16 protein-coding genes are annotated in these 20,262 nt (G+C 43.5%); 11 read left to right on the forward strand and 5 right to left on the reverse strand.

Going from position 1 to position 20,262, the window contains the following annotated elements; genetic code table 11:
* Window positions 1-428: 428 nt before the first annotated feature.
* Complete coding sequence (locus tag H8A87_RS13250) at window positions 429-1,262, reverse strand: MurR/RpiR family transcriptional regulator (RefSeq protein ID WP_198690420.1); 834 nt, start codon at window positions 1,260-1,262, stop codon at window positions 429-431.
* Window positions 1,263-1,529: 267 nt separating this feature from the next.
* Here H8A87_RS13250 and H8A87_RS13255 point away from each other — a divergent pair, with 267 nt between their 5' ends.
* From H8A87_RS13255 to iolB, 8 genes are all read left to right on the forward strand, one after another.
* The gene (locus H8A87_RS13255) at window positions 1,530-3,059 is read left to right on the forward strand and encodes a CoA-acylating methylmalonate-semialdehyde dehydrogenase (protein WP_198690421.1); all 1,530 of its coding nucleotides are present in this window, start codon (window positions 1,530-1,532) and stop codon (window positions 3,057-3,059) included.
* A 23-nt stretch (window positions 3,060-3,082) separates the two neighbouring features.
* On the forward strand, window positions 3,083-5,017 hold the full coding sequence (gene iolD, locus H8A87_RS13260; protein WP_198690449.1) for a 3D-(3,5/4)-trihydroxycyclohexane-1,2-dione acylhydrolase (decyclizing): 1,935 nt from the start codon (window positions 3,083-3,085) through the stop codon (window positions 5,015-5,017).
* 235 nt (window positions 5,018-5,252) lie between these two features.
* On the forward strand, window positions 5,253-6,239 hold the full coding sequence (gene iolG / locus H8A87_RS13265; RefSeq protein ID WP_198690422.1) for an inositol 2-dehydrogenase: 987 nt from the start codon (window positions 5,253-5,255) through the stop codon (window positions 6,237-6,239).
* Window positions 6,240-6,391: 152 nt separating this feature from the next.
* Window positions 6,392-8,089 (forward strand): solute:sodium symporter family transporter, encoded by a 1,698-nt coding sequence (locus tag H8A87_RS13270; protein ID WP_198690423.1) that lies wholly within the window; start codon window positions 6,392-6,394, stop codon window positions 8,087-8,089.
* A gap of 230 nt (window positions 8,090-8,319) precedes the next feature.
* Window positions 8,320-9,453 carry a Gfo/Idh/MocA family protein gene (locus tag H8A87_RS13275; RefSeq protein ID WP_198690424.1) on the forward strand — a complete coding sequence of 378 codons (1,134 nt, stop codon included), beginning with the start codon at window positions 8,320-8,322 and terminating at the stop codon, window positions 9,451-9,453.
* A gap of 92 nt (window positions 9,454-9,545) precedes the next feature.
* Complete coding sequence (locus tag H8A87_RS13280; RefSeq protein WP_198690425.1) at window positions 9,546-11,450, forward strand: bifunctional 5-dehydro-2-deoxygluconokinase/5-dehydro-2-deoxyphosphogluconate aldolase; 1,905 nt, start codon at window positions 9,546-9,548, stop codon at window positions 11,448-11,450.
* 106 nt (window positions 11,451-11,556) lie between these two features.
* Window positions 11,557-12,447 (forward strand): myo-inosose-2 dehydratase, encoded by an 891-nt coding sequence (gene iolE / locus H8A87_RS13285; RefSeq protein ID WP_198690426.1) that lies wholly within the window; start codon window positions 11,557-11,559, stop codon window positions 12,445-12,447.
* A 21-nt stretch (window positions 12,448-12,468) separates the two neighbouring features.
* On the forward strand, window positions 12,469-13,299 hold the full coding sequence (iolB, locus tag H8A87_RS13290) for a 5-deoxy-glucuronate isomerase (RefSeq protein ID WP_198690427.1): 831 nt from the start codon (window positions 12,469-12,471) through the stop codon (window positions 13,297-13,299).
* Window positions 13,300-13,347: 48 nt separating this feature from the next.
* Here the strand turns inward: iolB and H8A87_RS13295 are convergent, their stop codons facing one another.
* A complete protein-coding gene (locus tag H8A87_RS13295; RefSeq protein ID WP_198690428.1) occupies window positions 13,348-14,628 on the reverse strand; it encodes a cytosine permease in 1,281 nt (426 codons plus the stop codon).
* 22 nt (window positions 14,629-14,650) lie between these two features.
* Window positions 14,651-15,346, reverse strand: a complete 696-nt coding sequence (locus H8A87_RS13300; protein WP_198690429.1) for a helix-turn-helix transcriptional regulator — start codon at window positions 15,344-15,346, stop codon at window positions 14,651-14,653.
* 407 nt (window positions 15,347-15,753) lie between these two features.
* Between H8A87_RS13300 and H8A87_RS13305 the strand changes: the two genes are divergently transcribed.
* Both H8A87_RS13305 and H8A87_RS13310 read left to right on the forward strand, forming a co-directional pair.
* Window positions 15,754-16,368 (forward strand): helix-turn-helix domain-containing protein, encoded by a 615-nt coding sequence (locus tag H8A87_RS13305; protein WP_198690430.1) that lies wholly within the window; start codon window positions 15,754-15,756, stop codon window positions 16,366-16,368.
* A complete protein-coding gene (locus H8A87_RS13310; RefSeq protein WP_198690431.1) occupies window positions 16,352-17,209 on the forward strand; it encodes a queuosine precursor transporter in 858 nt (285 codons plus the stop codon). The genes H8A87_RS13305 and H8A87_RS13310 overlap by 17 nt, the downstream gene beginning before the upstream one ends.
* Before the next feature lie 669 nt (window positions 17,210-17,878).
* Here the strand turns inward: H8A87_RS13310 and H8A87_RS13315 are convergent.
* A complete protein-coding gene (locus H8A87_RS13315) occupies window positions 17,879-18,745 on the reverse strand; it encodes an AraC family transcriptional regulator (protein WP_198690432.1) in 867 nt (288 codons plus the stop codon).
* A 166-nt stretch (window positions 18,746-18,911) separates the two neighbouring features.
* Complete coding sequence (locus tag H8A87_RS13320; protein WP_198690433.1) at window positions 18,912-19,448, reverse strand: TetR/AcrR family transcriptional regulator; 537 nt, start codon at window positions 19,446-19,448, stop codon at window positions 18,912-18,914.
* A gap of 173 nt (window positions 19,449-19,621) precedes the next feature.
* Between H8A87_RS13320 and H8A87_RS13325 the strand changes: the two genes are divergently transcribed.
* Entirely contained in the window at window positions 19,622-20,161 is a 540-nt protein-coding gene (locus tag H8A87_RS13325; RefSeq protein WP_198690434.1) for an HPP family protein, read from the forward strand.
* The last annotated feature ends 101 nt before the right edge of the window (window positions 20,162-20,262 follow it).

Raw genomic sequence — 20,262 nt, forward strand, 5'->3', positions numbered from 1 at the left:
TTTTTATTGTCCTACATTGTGGAGCCAATGCCGAAAAAAGAAATAAAACTAATTGCCATTAAATATTTTCATTAATGGTTATTATTAGTTATTGAAACAGTTTGTCTTTAAAAGATACTTTCATACCAAAATTAAATAAATATTATTTTAAATAATGCACGAATCATAAAATATTTAAATATATAGATATATTTATAATATATATTTATAATAAAAATTGATTGTGATTATTTTATAATGAAATTATATCTGTGATTTACAAGTTTAAGGATATTTAAAATAACTCTGTTTACGTAGGAGAAAAATTTGAAATGGTGATGACATGAAAATGATTCGCTCAAAAGCAAGAATATTTGATTCTGAGCGAATATAAGCTGTGAGAGGTCAATAGAAGGTTATTAGCTATCAAAAAGCACGATCAAACACCATCAATCCGCATTTCCTTGCCGATAAGCCAGTGCCACGGTCAATGACTGCACCAGACACAACGTAGCCGACTGAGAACGGAACGCATCAACTTGTGCTTCTTTCACCACAAAACAAACATCGCTAAAACTGGCCAGTGGGCTAATTTGGCTATCAGTAATCACAATTTGCTTTGCACCGGCCTGTGCCGCTTTTTCACTGACCATCACGGTTTCTTCGGCATAGGGCGTAAAACTGATGGATACCACCACATCCTTCGGGCCAATCATATTCATTTGCTCGCGGAACATGCCACCCAAACCATCGATCAGCAAGGGGCGGCACTCCAGATGACTGAGAGCGTAAGTCAGGTATGACGCGACACTGAAAGAGCGGCGTAGCCCAATAATGTAAATGTTGTTGGCATTCGCCAGCAAATTCACCGCATTATTCAAATCCTCTGCCGGAGTACGGGCGGCGAGCTGTTGCATGGCCTGAGCATTGGAATGAGCAAATTCCTGCAAAATATGCTGTGGATCTTCCGGTATTTGATGATCGCTATCCAACTCTTTGAACAGCCGTGCCCGATCGGTATAGCTGGCCGTTTCTTCCACCAGATTCATGCGAAATAGTTGTTTCATTTCATTGAACCCACTGAAATTAAAGGCATTGGCAAAGCGGATCAGTGTGGAAGGCGGAACATCGGCCTCTTTTGCGATAACGGCAACGGTATCAAATGCGACACTATTCGTATTATCCAGTATATATCTTGCAACTTGTTGTAATCGTTTACTTAACTCACCATAACGTGAGCGCACTTGTTCTTGAAGTTCATTCAGGTTAGACGCAGCAGACATAATGCCCCCATAAAGAAATTGTAATGAAATAGATAATTCATTCATCATCAGGCAATTATGCTTGATGCAAGCGAAGGTGCTCGCAAGTTGCCACTATGTAATGAATGTAATTGCATAAAAATAGCGTGTTGATCACATTAATTAAAGAGTATTTCAATACTTATTGAAAATGAAATGTATATTTCATATATCTGTAGCATCTTGACTCAATCCTTAGTAATTCAATCCTTAGTAATTCAATCGTAATTGTATTTAGTGAGGCGCAGAATGGAACAGATTAAAAATTTTATTGGCGGGCAACTCATTGATAGTCAAAGTGATCGCATTTCATCCATCTTTAATCCGGCCACGGGGCAGGAAATTCGGCGGGTCGCCTTGAGCACTGTTCATGAGACCAAGCATGCCATTGAATCTGCCCATCTGGCCTTTAACGAATGGTCAAAAACTTCCCCGCTGAAACGTGCCCGAATCATGTTCAAATTTAAGTCATTGCTTGAAGAGAACTGCGATAGATTGGCACGGCTGATTTCTGAGGAACATGGAAAAATCTATTCTGATGCCGTGGGAGAATTGACTCGCGGTCTTGAAGTGGTCGAGTTTGTCTGCGGTATGCCTCATCTGCAAAAAGGGGAGCACTCTGCTAATGTGGGAACAGGTGTTGACAGCCACTCTCTAATGCAGCCATTAGGTGTCTGTGCTGGTATCACTCCATTTAACTTTCCTGCAATGGTGCCAATGTGGATGTTCCCGATTGCATTGGCGACGGGAAATACCTTTGTCTTGAAACCGTCTGAAAAAGATCCATCCCTCTCCATTGAACTGGCGAAATTATTGCAGCAGGCAGGCTTGCCGGATGGGGTATTTAATGTTGTGCAAGGGGATAAGGAAGCGGTTGATGTGTTGCTCACTGATCCTCACATTCATGCGGTGAGTTTTGTCGGTTCAACACCGATTGCGGAGTATGTCTACACGACGGCATCGGCGCATGGCAAACGTTGTCAGGCATTGGGCGGCGCGAAGAACCACAGTGTTTTAATGCCGGATGCGGATATGGATATGGCTGCGAATGCCATTATGGGGGCGGCTTTTGGGGCGGCAGGGGAACGCTGCATGGCATTGTCTGTTGTGCTGGCAGTTGGGGATGAGATTGCAGATGAACTGGTAGAAAAGCTCCAGCAACAGATCAGCCAAATATCGGTAGGCCCCGGTATTAATGACGGAATGGGGATTAGCAAAGGAAAAGAAAACGATATGGGGCCGGTGATTTCCGAACAGCACAAGGCGAAAATCTGTGACTACATCCGAAGTGGTGTAGAGCAGGGCGCAAAATTGTTGGTGGATGGGCGCGGATATCAGGTTGCTGGCTATGAAAATGGCTATTTCGTGGGGCCGACACTATTTGATTATGTCACGCCAGACATGAAAATCTATAAAGAAGAGATTTTTGGCCCTGTGCTTGTCATTGTCCGCGTACCGGATTATGACACCGCATTGAAATTGGTTAATCACCATGAATATGGCAATGGGGCGGCTATTTTTACCCGTGATGGCGAAACTGCCCGCCAATTCAGTGAAGATGTTCAGGCTGGTATGGTTGGCGTGAATATTCCCATCCCAGTGCCGATGGCATTCCATAGTTTTGGCGGCTGGAAACGTTCCATCTTCGGGCCACTCAATGTACATGGCAATGATGGTGTGCGCTTCTATACTCGCATGAAAACCGTCACTAGCCGCTGGCCTGCCAGTGTGCGTCTGGAACATCACGATAGCCACTTTGTGATGCCAACGATGGAGTAGCTATTTCTATGAATAATACGCCAGTGAATACACAGAAAATGACGATGGCTCAGGCTTTGGTTAAATTTCTCAACCAGCAATATATCCATGTCGATGATAAAGAATATCCCTTTATTCGGGGTGTCTTCACAATATTTGGTCACGGTAATGTGGTGGGATTAGGGCAAGCATTGGAGCAGGAACCCGGACATCTTCACGTTTATCAAGGCTGTAATGAGCAGGGAATGGCGCATATTGCGACAGGTTTTGCCAAGCAGAAAAAACGTCGGCAGATTTTTGCCGTAACCTCTTCTGTTGGGCCAGGAGCGGCCAATATGGTGACGGCTGCCGCAACCGCAACAGCGAACCGCATTCCATTACTGTTATTGCCGGGGGATACCTTTGCTTGCCGTCAGCCTGATCCTGTTTTGCAGCAAGTTGAACAATATGGCGATGGCACCATCAGTACTAATGATTGTTTCCGTCCAGTATCCCGTTACTGGGATCGCGTTTCCAGACCAGAACAATTGATGACTGCGATGATCCACGCCCTGCGGGTATTGACAGATCCGGCAGCTACCGGCGCCGTTACGATCTGTCTTCCGCAAGATGTTCAGGGAGAAGTATGGAATTATCCTGATTACTTCTTCCAGAAACGGGTTCATCAGATTGAACGTCGCCCTGCTTCCCAGTCTCGAATTCAGGATGCGCTGGCACTGATTCAGCGCAAGAAAAAGCCGCTGCTGATTTGTGGTGGTGGCGTGCGTTATTCCGAAGCGCATGACGCTTTTCGCCAGTTTGCTGAAACATTCAATATTCCATTCGCCGAAACACAGGCTGGGAAAAGTGCGGTTGTGGCAGAACATCCATTGAATTGTGGTGGAATTGGCACGACGGGCTGTCTGGCGGCGAATCTACTTGCCAAAGAAGCCGATTTGATTATCGGCGTTGGGACACGTTTTACCGATTTCACGACCGCTTCAAAATCACTGTTCCAACACCCAGAAGTGGAATTCCTCACTATCAACGTGGCGGAATTTGACGCCTGTAAACTGGATGCCGTAGGCGTGTTGGCGGATGCTCGTGAGGGGCTGAATGCCATTGCGCAAGAACTGGCAAAAACTGCATGGTGTTCGGCGTGGCAGCAGGAAATTGCACAGGCGAAGGCAGCTTGGAAGCAGGAATTGGGCCGATTGTTTTCTATTCAATATCAGGCCGGGTTCCAGCCAGAAATCGCGGGGCATTTGGATGAAAAATTAGTCGAGTACAGCGCAACGCTGCAAACCAACCTGACCCAAACACGCGTGCTTGGCGTGATGGATCAGTATTTGGAACCAAACGCCATCATTGTGGGGGCGGCGGGTTCTCTGCCGGGGGACTTACAACGAGTTTGGCAACCGAAAGTACCCGATACTTATCACCTTGAATATGGTTATTCCTGTATGGGGTATGAGATCGCGGCATCGCTGGGGGCAAAACTCGCCTGTCCGGAACAGCCCGTTTACGCAATGGTTGGTGATGGCTCGTACCTGATGCTGAACAGCGAATTACAAACAGCCATTCAGGAAAATATCAAGGTCACTGTGCTGCTGTTTGATAATGCCGGATTCGGTTGCATTAACAATTTGCAGATGAGTCAAGGCATGGGAAGTTTTGCCACGGAAAATCGTTATCGCAATCAGCAGAATGGTCAGTTGGATGGGGCACTGATACTGGTAGATTTTGCCAAGAATGCGGAAAGTTACGGTTGCAAAAGTTATCGGGTGCATGACGAACAACAATTGATTGCCGCTTTGCAGGATGCGCAGAAACAGCTATGCACGACCTTGATCGACATTAAAGTCCTGCCAAAAACCATGACTCACGACTATGAATCATGGTGGAGAACAGGAACCGCACAGGTCGCTGATAATCCCGTAATTACAGCCTCAGCAGAAAAAATCAGGGAATATGTGGAGAAAAAGGTGCGCCAGTATTAATTAATCTGTTTTTTGGCGGGACGATACCGCAAATGATCGAGCATTTGAATTAACTTGCCTTCATTAACAAAAGGTTTATGACGAAAATTGTCAGGAAAATGAGTGTCCGAATAAAAGTTATATGAGCTGGCTCTAAAAAATAAAATTTTCAAATAAAACAAAATTGAAATAAATATTTTATTTGATATGTTTTTATCCACACCAAAAGCAGCTACCGAGGTATCAAGGAGCATTCATGTTCAATATTGCGTTATTTGGCGCTGGGCGAATTGGGCAGGTTCACGCTGTGAACATTGCCAGCCATAAAGAAACTTGTCTCTATTCTGTGATAGATCCCCATCAGGCAAGTGCTGAAACATTGGCACAGAAATATCAGACCAAAATACAGACTACCGAAGAAGCGATGGCAGATCCTGATGTTCATGGTGTCCTGATCGCATCAGCAACGGATACTCACGCGGATCTGATAGAATTGGCGGCTCGTCACAATAAAATGATTTTCTGTGAAAAACCGGTTCATCTTGATCTTGAACGGGTTCATCAGTGTCTTGCAACGGTAAAAGCGTGTCAGGTTCTTCTGTTTGTCGGGTTTAATCGCCGCTACGATCCCCAATTTCGTCGGCTGAAAAACCTGCTTGATGCTGGTACGGTTGGCAAAGCGGAATCCTTGCTCATTACCTCCCGTGATCCTTCTCCTCCACCCGCTGAATATGTTCGGGTATCTGGCGGTATGTTCCGAGACATGACCATTCATGACTTTGACATGGCGCGTTTTATCATTGGCGAAGAGCCTTGTGCTATCTATGCACAGGGCAGCAACCTTGTTGATCCTGCCATTGGTCAGGCAGGGGACATTGACACCGCGTTTATTGTCATGAAATTCCCATCGGGGGCAATGGCGACTATCACCAACAGCCGTCGTTCAGGCTATGGCTATGATCAGCGCCTTGAACTGCATGGTGAGAAAGGTTTGCTGACAGCCGGAAATATCAAGGAAAACAGCGTTGAATTCTGGGGCGAGGAAGGCTGTATCACCGCAAAACCAGAGCACTTCTTCTTGCAACGCTACCGTGAAGCTTATATCGCAGAATGGAGCCATTTCGTTGATGTTATGGCGGGCAGGGTAACACCTGAAACCAGCGGCACTGATGGTGAACAAGCGCTGTACCTTGCAGACAAAGCACTTGAATCTCTGCAATCCGGTAAAGAAATCAAACTATAACGACAGGATTTTATAACCGGATCCTATAACTGAATTTTATAAAAAGTATTGCTGGAACATTTATTTCAGAAAAATACCTTGCCTGTTCCAGCAACCATCTTTCCTGTCAGCTCATTACTGCCTGAAAGCGGTTAATCAGGGTGGAGGGTCATATGTCAGCTTTTATTTCTTTTATTGGTTTTACCCTACTGGTGGCAGGGTTTGCTTATTACAAAACGCGAAACAAACAATTAAGCGCTTCGACCGAAGGTTATTTTCTTGGCGGACGTTCCCTGACTGGAATATATATCGGCAGCTCCATGTTATTAATGAACCTGTCCACAGAACATTTGGTCGGCTTGAATGGTTTGGCATTCAGAACCGGATTTATTGTCATGGCTTGGGAAGTGATTGCGGCATTAACGATTGTCTTATTTGCCATTTACTTCCTGCCAAAGTATCTGAAATTGGGAATTTCGACGATCCCGGAATATCTTGAACGCCGGTTTGATAAAAACACCTTATTAATTACCTCAATTCTATTTCTGGCGATGTATGTGATTTCACTATTACCCATCGTGTTATATACCGGAGCCATTGCGCTGGAAAGTTTGTTTCAGGTTTCTCATGTTTTTCAGGTTGATAAGACCACGGCGCTTTGGATCATGGTTTGGGGTGTTGGCGGGCTTGGGGCAATTTACGCAATCTTCGGTGGGATCAAAGCCATTGCGGTTGCCGATACCATTAATGGCGTTGGCTTAATTGTCGGTGGCTTGATAGTGACTGTTTTTGCCTTGTTGTATGTCGGGGATGGCAGTGCATGGAAAGGTTTAACCGATGTCTATCAAGCTCATCCTGAGAAATTTAACTCCATTGGTAGTGAAGATTCGCTTGTTCCATTCTCGACTCTGTTTACAGGGCTGATTGTCTCTAACATGTTCTTCTGGTGTACCAACCAATCGATTGTGCAGAAATCATTGGGTGCCAAGAATCTAGCGGAAGGGCAAAAAGGTGTAATGCTGTGTGCCTTATTTAAGCTCATCATTCCTTCCATCATTATTTTGCCGGGGATTATTGCATTCCATATCTTCAGCGGTCAGATGGATAATCCAGATAACGCCTATCCCGCATTAGTACAATTGGTACTGCCCAAAGTTCTGGTTGGTTTCTTTGCTGCGGTTGTCGTAGGAGCAGTATTCTCGACATTCAGTGGTGGGCTGAACTCTTCCGTGACGTTATTTACCGTCAATATCTACAAATCGAGGATTAACCCGCATGCCACAGAAGCGCAGGCTGTGGCGCTGGGTAAATATCTGGGAATTGGATTGGCGCTGGCAACGATGATCATTGCCCCACTTGCCGCCAATGCCCCCGATGGACTGTTTTATCTGATTCAGCAACTACAGGGGATTTTCAATGCGCCGATCCTCAGTGTGGTGCTGGTTGGGTTAATGACAAAACGTGTTCCCCCGATTGCGGCAAAATTGGGGCTGTTGTTTGGCATGTCGGCTTACATCATTTGTAATTTTATCCTGAACATTAATATCCACTTCTTCCATCTGGTTGGCCTTCTGTTTGTCCTGAATATCATCTTCATGCTGACGATTGGCTATTTCTTTCCGGCCGAATCTTATCAAGAGGTGTATACCGAGCAGGTGGATATTACGCCGTGGTCGGTGGTGAAACCGATGGGGTGGTTAATCACATTGGCTGCGATTTCCATGTATGTCTTCCTTGCCCATAACGTGCCGACTTATGTGATGGCACTCTACTATGTATTTGCTGCCAGCATTCTGGGCTATGTCTTCTATCAGATAGGCAAAGCTCTATTTAAGCGGCCTGTGGCGGGAAGTACGTCAGAAGACGCGTAATGTCAGGAAAATAAATGGAAGGAGCAGAAATGGAAGCATCATTGCTCCCCAATGTGCAGGAATTCCTTGTCAGGCGTGTCCAATACCAAAGGAATGTAATTATTTTCATGTTGTTATTGAAAAAGACCCTTCTGGATCACGAATTGAAATTTATATTTCATTTATTGTTGATTGTGAAATAAATGTTTCGTATAAAGAGCAAAAGAGATAGGGAGTGGAGAATAAATAGCATGAAAGAGATTCGAGTTGGGTTGATTGGTACAGGCTATATCGGCCGTACCCATGCCATTGCTTATGCACAGGCTCCGACAGTATTTCCGTTAAAAGGCCAACTAATACGTGAAATGGTCGCTGACGTAACCGCAGAGCTGGCTTGTGAGCAGGCAAAAGTACTCGGTTTTCGACGCTCGACAGGTAACTGGCGTGAATTGGTTTCTGATCCCAATATTGATGTTGTCGATATCTGCACTCCTAATTTCCTGCATAAAGAAATGGCATTGGAAGCCATCAAGCACGGTAAACATATCTATTGTGAAAAGCCACTGGCACTGAATTCCCACGATGCAAAACAGATGGTGGAAGCCGCAGCCCAAGCGGGCGTTAAGACATTGGTCGGTTTTAACTACATGAAAAATCCCACCGCACAACTGGCGAAAGAGATTATCGCGAATGGCGAAATTGGTAAGGTAGTGCATTTTTATGGCACTCACAATGAAGACTATATGGCTGATCCTCTTAGTCCGATTCACTGGCATTGTTTTAAAGAACAAGCGGGATTGGGCGCGTTGGGGGATCTGGCCACCCATATCATCAATATGGCGCAGTATCTGGTGGGGGATATTGTGACAGTTTGTGGTGACATAGAAACGGTAGTGAAGGCGCGTCCTGAAAAAGCGGGGTCTTCTGTGCTGATTCCTGTCGAAAATGAAGATCAGGCTCATGCGATGGTGCGTTTCAATACCGGAGCAATGGGAGTCATTGAAACATCCCGTATCGCCTGTGGCCGCAAAATGGGGTTGGGCTATGTTGTGACAGGCACCAAAGGCACACTGAGTTTCACGCAGGAACGGATGGCAGAATTGAAACTTTATCGCCATGACGAACCCGCCAGCCGTCAAGGATTCAAGACTATTTTAGTGGGGCCGGAACATCCTGATTATGCCCCTTTCTGTCATGGTGCAGGGCATGGTATTGGTTTCAACGATCAAAAAACGGTAGAAGTCAGAGATTTGATTGATGGTATCGCGTTGGAGCAAAACATGTGGCCTGATTTTACTGAAGGCTGGAAAGTTTCACGCATTCTGGATGCAATCCTCTATTCTCACCAAGAGAAACGTTGGGTTAATGTCACAGAAATTAATTAAATTCTGCTGTCCAGAGCTGATGTTCAAAATCGTCTAAGGTTCAACAAAATAAAGAGTTCAGCAAAATACCGTATTCGGTAAGAGGTGAATCAATGGAGCAGCATAGAAAGTTTGATGTTATCTGCATGGGGCGTATCGCGGTTGATCTGTATGGTCAGCAAATTGGCTCTCGTCTGGAAGACATGGGGAGTTTTTCAAAATACCTGGGGGGATCTTCGGGGAATGTGGCCTATGGTACGGCGCGTCAGGGGTTAAAATCTTCAATGCTGGCAAGAGTCGGTGATGAACACATGGGGCGCTTTCTGCGTGAAGAGTTGGAGCGGATTGGTTGTGATACCAGCCATTTGATTACCGACAAAGAGCGTCTGACGGCTTTAGTTCTGCTCGGCATTAAAGATAGCGAAACCTTCCCACTGGTTTTTTACCGTGATAACTGTGCTGATATGGCCATCACTCGTGATGATTTCAGCGAAGACTATATTGCTTCTGCCCGTTGTCTGGCGATCACCGGAACTCACCTTTCCCATCCGCAAACTCGTGATGCTGTGTTGACTGCACTGCGATATGCTCGTCGTAATGGTGTCAAAACGGCCATTGATATCGATTATCGTCCGGTATTGTGGGGGCTGACTTCGCTCGGTGACGGAGAAACTCGCTATATCCCTTCAGGTCAGGTGACGGCGCAATTGCAGGAAGTGCTCTCTCAGTTTGACTTGATTGTGGGGACTGAAGAGGAATTTCATATTGCTGGCGGCTCTACGGATACGGTTGACGCTTTGCGCCAAGTGAGGGCGCTGACTGCCGCCACATTGGTTTGCAAGCGGGGCGCATTGGGATGCTCTGTATTTACTGCAACCATTCCCGACACTTTGGATGAGGGGGTCACTGTACAGGGCATCAAGGTGGAAGTCCTGAACGTTTTGGGAGCAGGGGATGCCTTTATGTCTGGCTTGTTGCGTGGTTATCTCAATAACGAAAGCTGGGAACAGGCCTGCACTTATGCCAATGCCTGTGGCGCTCTGGTAGTTTCCCGCCATGGCTGTGCGCCAGCCATGCCAGATAAAACTGAGTTGGATAGTTATCTTGTCCGAGCGGCAGAAATACCGCGCCCTGATGTAGATTCGTATCTCAACCACCTGCATCGCATTGGTAGCCGCCACAAACAGTGGGATGAACTGTGTGTCATGGCATTTGATCACCGCATCCAGTTTGTCGAAATGGCGCGCAAAGTAAATGCTAGTCTCGATCGAATCCCGCAACTAAAAAAACTGTTGTTCCGTGCCAGTCAGGAAGTCAGCGTAGAAGCTCATTTGGAGGGGAAAGCGGGAATATTGTGTGACAGCAGTTTCGGCCAAGACGTACTGAATACCGCGACAGGGCAGGGGCTATGGATTGGGCGCCCGATTGAACTGCCCGGCTCCCGCCCGCTTTGCCTTGAACACGGTAATCTTGGCTCCCAGCTTGTCAGTTGGCCACGGGAACATATTGTGAAATGTTTAGTGTTCTTCCATCCAGAAGATAACCAACCCTTGCGTCTGGAACAGGAAAAAACTGTACAGGAAGTGTATGCCGCCTGCTGCCAATCTGGTCATGAATTGTTGCTGGAAGTGATTTTGCCAGTAGATATGCCCCATTCTGATGAGCTTTACCTGCGTGCGCTCCAGCGTTTCTATAATCTCGGCATTAAACCGGATTGGTGGAAACTACCGCCAATGCAATCGGTCACTTGGGATCAAATTACGGCATTGGTTGAACAGCGTGATCCCTATTGCCGTGGCGTTGTGATCCTTGGTCTTGATGCACCAGAGGCGATCTTGAAAGCAAGTTTCAATGCGGCTGCGGGTAAATCGATCGTCAAAGGTTTTGCCGTTGGACGAACGCTATTTGGTCAGCCTTCATTGCAATGGCTGGCGGATGAAATTGATGAAGAAACCCTCATTCGGCAAATAAAAACTAACTATCACAATTTGATTAGCCACTGGCGTCAGCGTGGGTAACAAAGCAAGTGAATAACAAAAAATAAATAACAAAAAATAAATCACAGAGCCAACAGATAACAACTCTAATAGAACATTATCTTTTTCATCTTACAGGAGAACTCTTATGGCTGTTCAACTTGGCATCAACCCCTTGACATGGACCAATGATGACTTGCCTTCTTTGGGTGCTGAAACACCTTTAGAAACTTGTCTGACAGAAGGTCGGAAGGCGGGATTTACAGGTTTTGAACTGGGTAATAAATTTCCCCGCCAGGCGCAGATTTTGGGACCTATCTTGGTTGCCCATGATTTGCAATTGGTGTCTGGCTGGTATTCCGGTGAACTGCTGACGCGCAGTGTTGAAGAAGAAATTGCCGCTGTTCAGCCATATTTGGCCCTGTTATGTGAATTGGGTGCTACTGTGATGGTTTTTGCCGAAGTGACACACTGTATTCATGGCAATCAGGATAAACCTGTGCATCTTCGTCCACTGTTTCCGACAGATCGCTGGCAAGAATATGGCGAAAAACTGACGGAATTTGCCCGTTATACTCAGTCGCAGGGAGTTCAGATTACTTATCATCACCATATGGGAACTGTGATTGAAAGTGCGCAAGATGTCGATAATCTGATGGAAAATACAGGCGAAGAAGTGGGTTTGTTGTTGGATACAGGGCATCTGACCTTTGCGGGGGATGATCCATTGGCAGTGGCAAAACGCTGGTGCAAACGTATTAATCATGTGCACTGCAAAGATATTCGTCCAGATGTGTTAAAAGATGCCAAAAACCGCAAAACCAGCTTCCTTGATGCCGTCTTGAATGGCGTTTTTACCGTACCGGGAGATGGTTGCGTCGATTATCCGGCTATTTTTGAGGTATTGAAGGCGAATCACTATAACGGCTGGCTGGTGGTTGAAGCAGAACAAGATCCTGCCGTCGCCCACCCACTGACTTATGCCACGATGGGATATAACAATTTGTACAGATTCGCCAAAGAAGCGGGATTGATTTAAACGCGAAGATTGGGGGGCCAAATGTCTAAACTATTGTCAAAATACCAAGCACCTGATCAGGATAAACGGACACAACATATCACACCGGAAACGGCAAATTGGGGATATGTTTACTTTGCTGTTTATGAATTGAATGCGGGAGAATCCATCACCTTGCCCGCATCGGAAAATGAAACCTGTCTAGTGTTGGTGGCGGGAAAAGCCACGGTAGTGACACCTCAGCAACAGTTTGCGCAGGTTGGGGATCGCATGAACCCATTTGAGCGTAAAAAGCCTTACGCCGTCTACGTTGCACCGCATGAAGCGATGGAAATCATTGCCGAAACTCACCTTGAACTGGCCGTATGTCAGGCGAAAGGCAAGGGAAATTATCCCACCCGTTTGGTTACGCCGCAGGATATTAGTGCTGAACAGCGTGGCAATGGTAATAATCGGCGCTATGTTCACAATATCCTGCCCGATGATCAACCAGCGGATAGCTTATTGGTTGTTGAGGTTTATACCGATGAGGGTTGTACCAGCTCTTATCCTAGCCACAAACATGATACCGATAACGCACCACAAGAAACCTATTTGGAAGAGACTTATTATCACCGCTTGGATCCATCGCAGGGTTTTTGCGTGCAGAGAGTCTACACTGACGATCGCTCACTGGATGAAGTAATGGCGGTCTATAACAAGGATGTGGTGATGGTGCCGAAAGGCTATCACCCCGTAGCCACTATAGCGGGGTATGACAGTTATTACCTGAATGTGATGGCTGGCCCAACGCGTAACTGGTTATTTACATGGGAAAAAGATCACCAATGGGTTAATGGCGAGGAATATGCGGCAAAACATGCCAGCCGTTAAGTGGAGAATTGCTCCCCAAATGGGGAGCAATATCATGAAAGCGTAATGTTAAAGGCGTTTGCAGACTAGCTTAAATAGCCCATAGGCTACGCTTGCTACCAATAATGAGTTAATTGCTGGAACGCCCCAATCCGCTCCCAGACCAATAACACTGCCAATAAGACTGGCGATAATGGCCGCCCAGCCAATGGTTGGCGTTTCATTCGGAAGAGTGCCTTGTTGCCGACTCTCATCCAACACTTTGCGGTGGGAACGTAGAATATAGTAATCAACCAACATGATCCCAAGAATGGGAGGAAAGACGACGCCTAATACAGTCAGGAAATCCACAAACCGTTCTAGAATACCCAGAATAGAAAGTAGCGTTCCTAGCATTCCGATCATCATCGTCGTTGGGGGATAGCGAAGTTTTTTGCCGGTTATGCCTTCTACGGCGTTGATAACGCCTAATGAAGAAGAATACAGGTTCAGGTCATTGACTCTTAATGTAGAGAATACGACAACCAGAAGACCGGCTCCCCCTGCGGCTTGCGACATAATAGTGACGACATCCGCCGTATTCAGGGCTTTTACAATGAGGATCGCCAAACCATTAATCACAAATTCACCAGCAAGGATAGTCAGCAACGTGATCCCAAAAACATGCTTGCCTGATTTGGTATAACGGGTCAAATCGGGAGTCATCAAGCTGGCAACAATCGCACCACCAACCACAATCGTGATGCCTGCATTGATGGACAATGTCTCACCTGAGTGAGGCAACGTGATGATTTCATGCAGTTGTTGACTCGCGCCTCCGGATAATACCTGAGTAGAAATATAAGCGACGAGTAGAATAAACAGCGGCACGGCGATTCTGGCGGTAAACCGCAACGCTTTAAAACCAAAGGCAACCAACGCTGTCAACAAAATGCCTGATAGCGCTGCTGCCCAGACGAACCCGAGTTTATCGCCGGTGGCAAAGTTCAGGGAATGGGCGAAAATCGCATTTTGGATACCAAACCAGCCCAATAAACTGACTGCAACAACCAAGCCAATTAACACTGATCCTATACGGCCAAAACCACACCATCGAGCCAGCAGACTGCCAGATAAGCCCTCACGCATCCCCGCAAAGCCAAGCCCGAAAGTGGCAATCCCAAAGATCAGACTGCCGATAAAAATGGCGATAAAGGTATCGATCAGTGCCATGGAGTTGCCGAGCACAGCCCCAAGCATAAATTGATCCAATGCCGTCAACATGCCCATATGAACGATAGCCACGCTTAACAGTGATAAACGCTGTGTTTGTGGCACTCGGCTCAGTGGACAGTGTTCAATTTTGAGCACTATTATCATTCCTTTGATTGCTTTAGATAAACAGAACACCTTTTTCAATTAGACGTTCTGGAATATAGCTATCTAATTGTAAATGCCGACAAAACTCCTCAAATTGCTGAATCGAATGGACATTGGCCTTCTGATAGATGTTGTAGACTCTGTTTTCTATCGTTTTGTGGCTAACGTTGTATATTTGGGCGATTTCCTTATTTGAGCGTCTTTGCAGCATTAAGAAGATGATATCAAGCTCACCTTGGGTAAATAGGTCTGTGACAGCTTCTGTAGTGATAACGCTGGGTTTTTGGCGGTTAATATATTTTAAAGGGGAGAGGCTACTCAGTGGCTTAGCGTTCCAAACTATCCCGATGCACTCTTTTTCATCGTTATACACAGGAAATTTTTCACTGATGAAAGGCGCTAAACTGTTTTTTCCGTACCAATAATGTGTTTCGATAATGGAAACTCTATCTTTTGATTCTTCTGTTCTCCGGTCATGTTCTTTAAGATCTTGTGAAAATTGATCGTCAGACCAATCAGTTGGGAACTCACAGTCTAACTTACCTTCGACGTCAAAATTTTCTGGTGTGTTGGTGTAAAGGTAAGCCGCTTTATTCATATAGATATGTCGGGACTCTAAATCCTTAATGCCCCAAGGATCGCTGAGATGCTCCATCATGGCGATTAGCCCCTTTAAATAGGGTTCATTATTTTTATAGGATAAACTCATCTCTATCTCATATAATTTATACTTGTTAAATTTTAATTTAAAAATAATAACGTTTGTATTTATATCCCTACCTTCATTGACTCCATATTCATAAAGCTAATTTTTCCGTGGAGATTGCTAAATTGAAACTAAAAAATATCTACATAAGTCATATTTTCTCTATTCTTTGGCTATTCTTTTTATTATCTGTTTTTGTTAGTCTCCACTAAAATATAACTTATAAAATTAATATTTTCTATAGTAAATGATTTCTCTATTTTATTAAATAATCCCGTCTAGAACGAAATTGCTATCACTTTTGCTGTTTAATGACAAGAGTGTTTTTCACTCTTTCCTTATTCCATAAAAAGTGTTTAATCTAAAAGATCATATAAATTAGCTAGTTATATATTTTTCTGGGCGTTGATATGTATAAAACACAAAAAATGGAACACCTAAGAAAAAATTTGCAATATCTGCTTGATTCCAGAGGAGAGACAAGAGTATCGATCTGCGATCGAACAGGTCTTAACCGTACAACCATCTATAATATTCTGGATGGCAGAGTTCAAAGCGTTCACTCTTCCACAATACAGAAAGTCTCCAATTTCTTTGGCGTATCATATAGTGAAATAGAGACAACTGATATCGCAGAAAAAGAACGTTTGGATGCCATCATCTCTTATGAAGGAAACATGAATCCCTGTGCTGTTCCGCTATTTATGCAATCTGAGTGCATTACTCCTGACTTTTATGACAGCAAAATCGGTTCTCTCATTGTTGAAAGAAAACTGACTTATTATTTTGGGTCGGGACCTAATATCGTTGCCGTTTTACTTGAGAATGATTTCTCAGGTAAATATAATGCTGGGGATTTATTAATAATTAAGAGGGGTCATTACCAGAACAATAATCCAAAATTATGTTTCGAACCAAAACAGCAGCAGTTTCATATCAAAGAATTCAATAGAGAAAGTTCGGATAGTTTGATGGTGATTGGGGATATAATGGAAGAACGGTTCGGATATGGGAAAAAAATATAAATTATTGGGATTCAACAGTCAGGATAATACCGCTAACGTATTAATTTCATCAACCGGAAAAGTATTAAAAATAAACACAAAGGAGCTTGAGAAGAGTGAAATAGCAGATGATCTCGACAATCACGAGATAAAATCGCTTTATAGGAAGCTATATTCTAGTTTTCCAAATACCCCCTCAGTTTATGAAATTGAAGAGCGTAATGAAAAATCTTGGATTGTGTATTCATTTCTCGCATTATTACTGACAATTTTCTATACATTTAGCAATATAGCAGCAGCTAAACCCGTTTACATTGAATACCTTGATATTATTGTCACTCCTGGTACCTTTATTTACCCTTTTTCATTTTTAGTTATTGATTTATTGAGTGAATTTTATGGGTTCAGGTTGGCAAGAAAAGCAATATATATGTCATTAGTTTCTAACCTGATCATTGTATCTCTGTTGAGTATTTCAACGAGTTTACCCGCCATTCCAAGTTGGGATTTAAATGATCAGTACAATGCTCTAATGAGCCATATTCTGTCGGCAATTTTTGCTTCCTCGCTGTCATTTTTGGTTTCAGAGCTTGTCAATTCTTATATCTTGTGCAAATTGAAGGACATGACAAATTCCCGCTTTTTGGCATTAAGGGTATTCTTCAGTACGTTTATTGCATCAGTGATTGATAGTTTTGTTTTCTGTCTTGTCGCATTCTATGGAAAACTACCTTTAAATCAAATTATTACAATGATGGTTGTACAAATCTTAATTAAGATTTTCTTCGCATTGTTTAATGTCTTTCCTGCTTACGGCTCACGTTATTTATTTAACCGATGGGTTGTTAAAACAGCAAATTGATAAACCGCATGGGGGAATGTCCCTCATGCTCTTTCTTCGCTAACAATCTTGCCTTATTTGTTTATAACTAAATAATATTTATTACGGTTTTTATATGTATTTATTTTTATAAAGCTAATTGTTATCACATAGGTTTATCACATGAATATTTATGCAATCTGGCGGTTGATATACATACTATTTATAAGGTAAATAGTATGTTCAGTTCTTACTCCCTACTGAATATGAATACATTGCATCTAAGATATAATTTTATTTTACTATCAATTAGATACGTAATATTTGTTCCATATTTTATTTATTGGCTATCAAATAATGACATACTTATTCATCATTAAAATCAACATTTGTGTTTTTATATGTTGATTTTAACATTTGTCTGGTGTATTAATTTCATCGTCAAAACATAAGTTAAAATTTATATTTTGTCTGGACGTTAGGTTAGGGGGACATGTCTCCCTTTATGCAGACAAATAATTTTCATTATTTTGAATTATAATTTTTATTCGCCCAACACCAGGGTAACATTAGTTTGTTTTTTGAACTTATGATAGCCAGTCTCTTAGTCAGGAATTCTTGATTAAGAGACTGGACAATCATATAGCCAATAGATTCCAAATTGCGGTACAACCAACATAGCCGCAACTTGACAGTGTAAGGTATGACCTTTTATATCAGGGGTAGATAAATATCTGTCACGGCCTCGGCTTCAGGGACAGTTGGGAACAACTTTATTCGTTCAAAAAATAGCGGAAAATCCCTAATTTCTTGATTGTTTTCCGATAACCAACGTGTATACAGGTAATTGACTATGACAGGTATTTCACCATCTGAGCCGATATGTCTTATATAGGCACATTTTCCTGATGGAAGGGTTTTTTGGATAATTTTGGGGTGGTTAACCTCAAACGTTGAGGTGATTTCTACACATAAATCAAATTGGTATTCATCCGGTTCAACTTTTTCGGGATCGGCATAAACGAGATTGAACGTTCTGTACCGTTCGGGCGGCAATTTATTGCCTATTCTCCATTCCTTGAACTCTCGAACTGTATTACCGATATCTGATGGAGAACCTTTGTGTTCCATCACTGCCACCGAGGTTTCTGGAAAGCTAACGATTTTTACTTCAACAAGCGGTAGTCTCTCATTCATTACTTTAGTCCTAATATCATTTATGATTTGGTGCCGGCTATACCAGATAGACCAATCAGGTTTTTTCCTGAATTCCATAGGACTTTGACCAACAGCACTTTTGAACGCTCTAGAGAATGCTTCTGGACTTTCATAACCACATGTAAGAGCAATATCTATAATTGAACTATGGCTATACGCCAGATCATAAACTGCTTTTTTTAATCGGAGCTGCCTGATATACGCAGCAACGCCGATACCGTAATTTGCGGAAAATAATCGGTGAAAGTGATATTTAGAACAGGCAGCAATGCTGCTCAAACTTTCTCCATTCATATTGGTGTCGATATTTTCATCGATGTAATGAAGAAGTGCGTTCAATCGTCGTTTAATCATAGTCATAATATCCAACTCATCTGGTACACAGGCATGTTATATAGCCTCCAGTGATGGAACATGATGATAATTGCTGACTTATCCCCTCATTTTTCAAGTTGTTGACTGCAAATTGGGAACCATTAGATATAGATAAAGTTAATTGACGAGTAAGCCCTTGTTTTTGATAAATTCAGAGCAGTGCTTTCGCTCCCATTCGATAAATTTGTTCGCAACCTACAATTTCGCCAAATTCTGCCCGAACTATCATCCCTTCGATAAATGTCATCAGGATTTCCGTCTTGGTTTCGGCATCTTTTTGGTTGGCTGTGAAAATTGAGAATAAGAGTGATTTTAGCCACGTTTTATGTTGTTGAGCTTGTTTGGCGATAATCTCGTCGTGGCCTTTAAATTCTGCTAAGGCATGCATAAACAGGCAACCTTTAAAATCAGGGGATTGGAACCATGAAAAATGCCAATCAAGGATCGCATTTAGCTTATTTTCAGTTCCTTCTGTGGCGGATACTGTGTTATTTAGCGCCTCTTCAAATCTCTTATGTCGCCTGATTAGTAGGCTTTCAATCAGTTTGTTTTTGGAGCCGAAGTAGCGGTACATAGAGGTTTTTGACACATTTGCCTTATCTCGAATCAGATCGACCCCAACTGCGTTGTAACCGAATTCATTAAACAGTGATTCTGCAATGTCTAAGATGTGATTTTTTTTGCTCATAGTCATTTTTCTTAGTTATTTCAATTAGTTTTGATTAGTACTCTTATTTTTGCAAATCAGAGGTTGTTTTTAAGTGGACAGATCTGTACCATTTGATGGGTGTACAGATTTGTACACACGAAGTATCACACTTACTGAGTAATATTGCACGCTAATCATCTGGAGAGTGAAACATGAGTAAATTGAGGGGCGGGGGCGGTTTACCTCCAAGGCCGGATTTTGTTCAATTAATTAAAGGGTTATCAGGGGGGTTCCTAGGGATCTTAGTATTGAGCTATTTAAGCCAAACGACAGAATATCCGTGGTTAATGGCTCCTTTTGGGGCTACTTGTGTCATCCTTTTCGCGGCTCCGGCTTCCCCACTCGCCCAGCCGAGAAATATTATTGGCGGGCATTTACTGGCGACGGCTGTAGGGCTTCTGACATTGTATTCATTGGGTGACTCGTTGATTGTGATGTCTCTGGCGGTGGGAATAGCCATTATGTTGATGCAGCTATTTCGTGTTGTGCATCCACCTGCGGGGGCTAATCCATTGGTTATCTTTCTAGCTGGTCAGGAAGCTGTTGGTTTTGATTTTCTTTTTACGCCTGTATTAACTGGCAGCTTGGCGCTTATTGCGATCGCATCTTTTATTAATAACGTGGGAAAAGAGAATAGCTGGCCAGTGTATTGGCACGGATTTACTAGAAAAAAGAGGGTTGATCCGGATTAGTGATTAGAATGTTCCTGTATCAGGATATAAAACCATTTGACTTTATATCCTTGATCTTTCAGGTTGCTGCTTTGTTGGTCGTGCTCATTCGCCCCAGTTAC

Origin of the sequence: Xenorhabdus lircayensis, assembly GCF_016306625.1 — a bacterium.
GTDB classification, from domain to species: Bacteria; Pseudomonadota; Gammaproteobacteria; order Enterobacterales; family Enterobacteriaceae; genus Xenorhabdus; species Xenorhabdus lircayensis.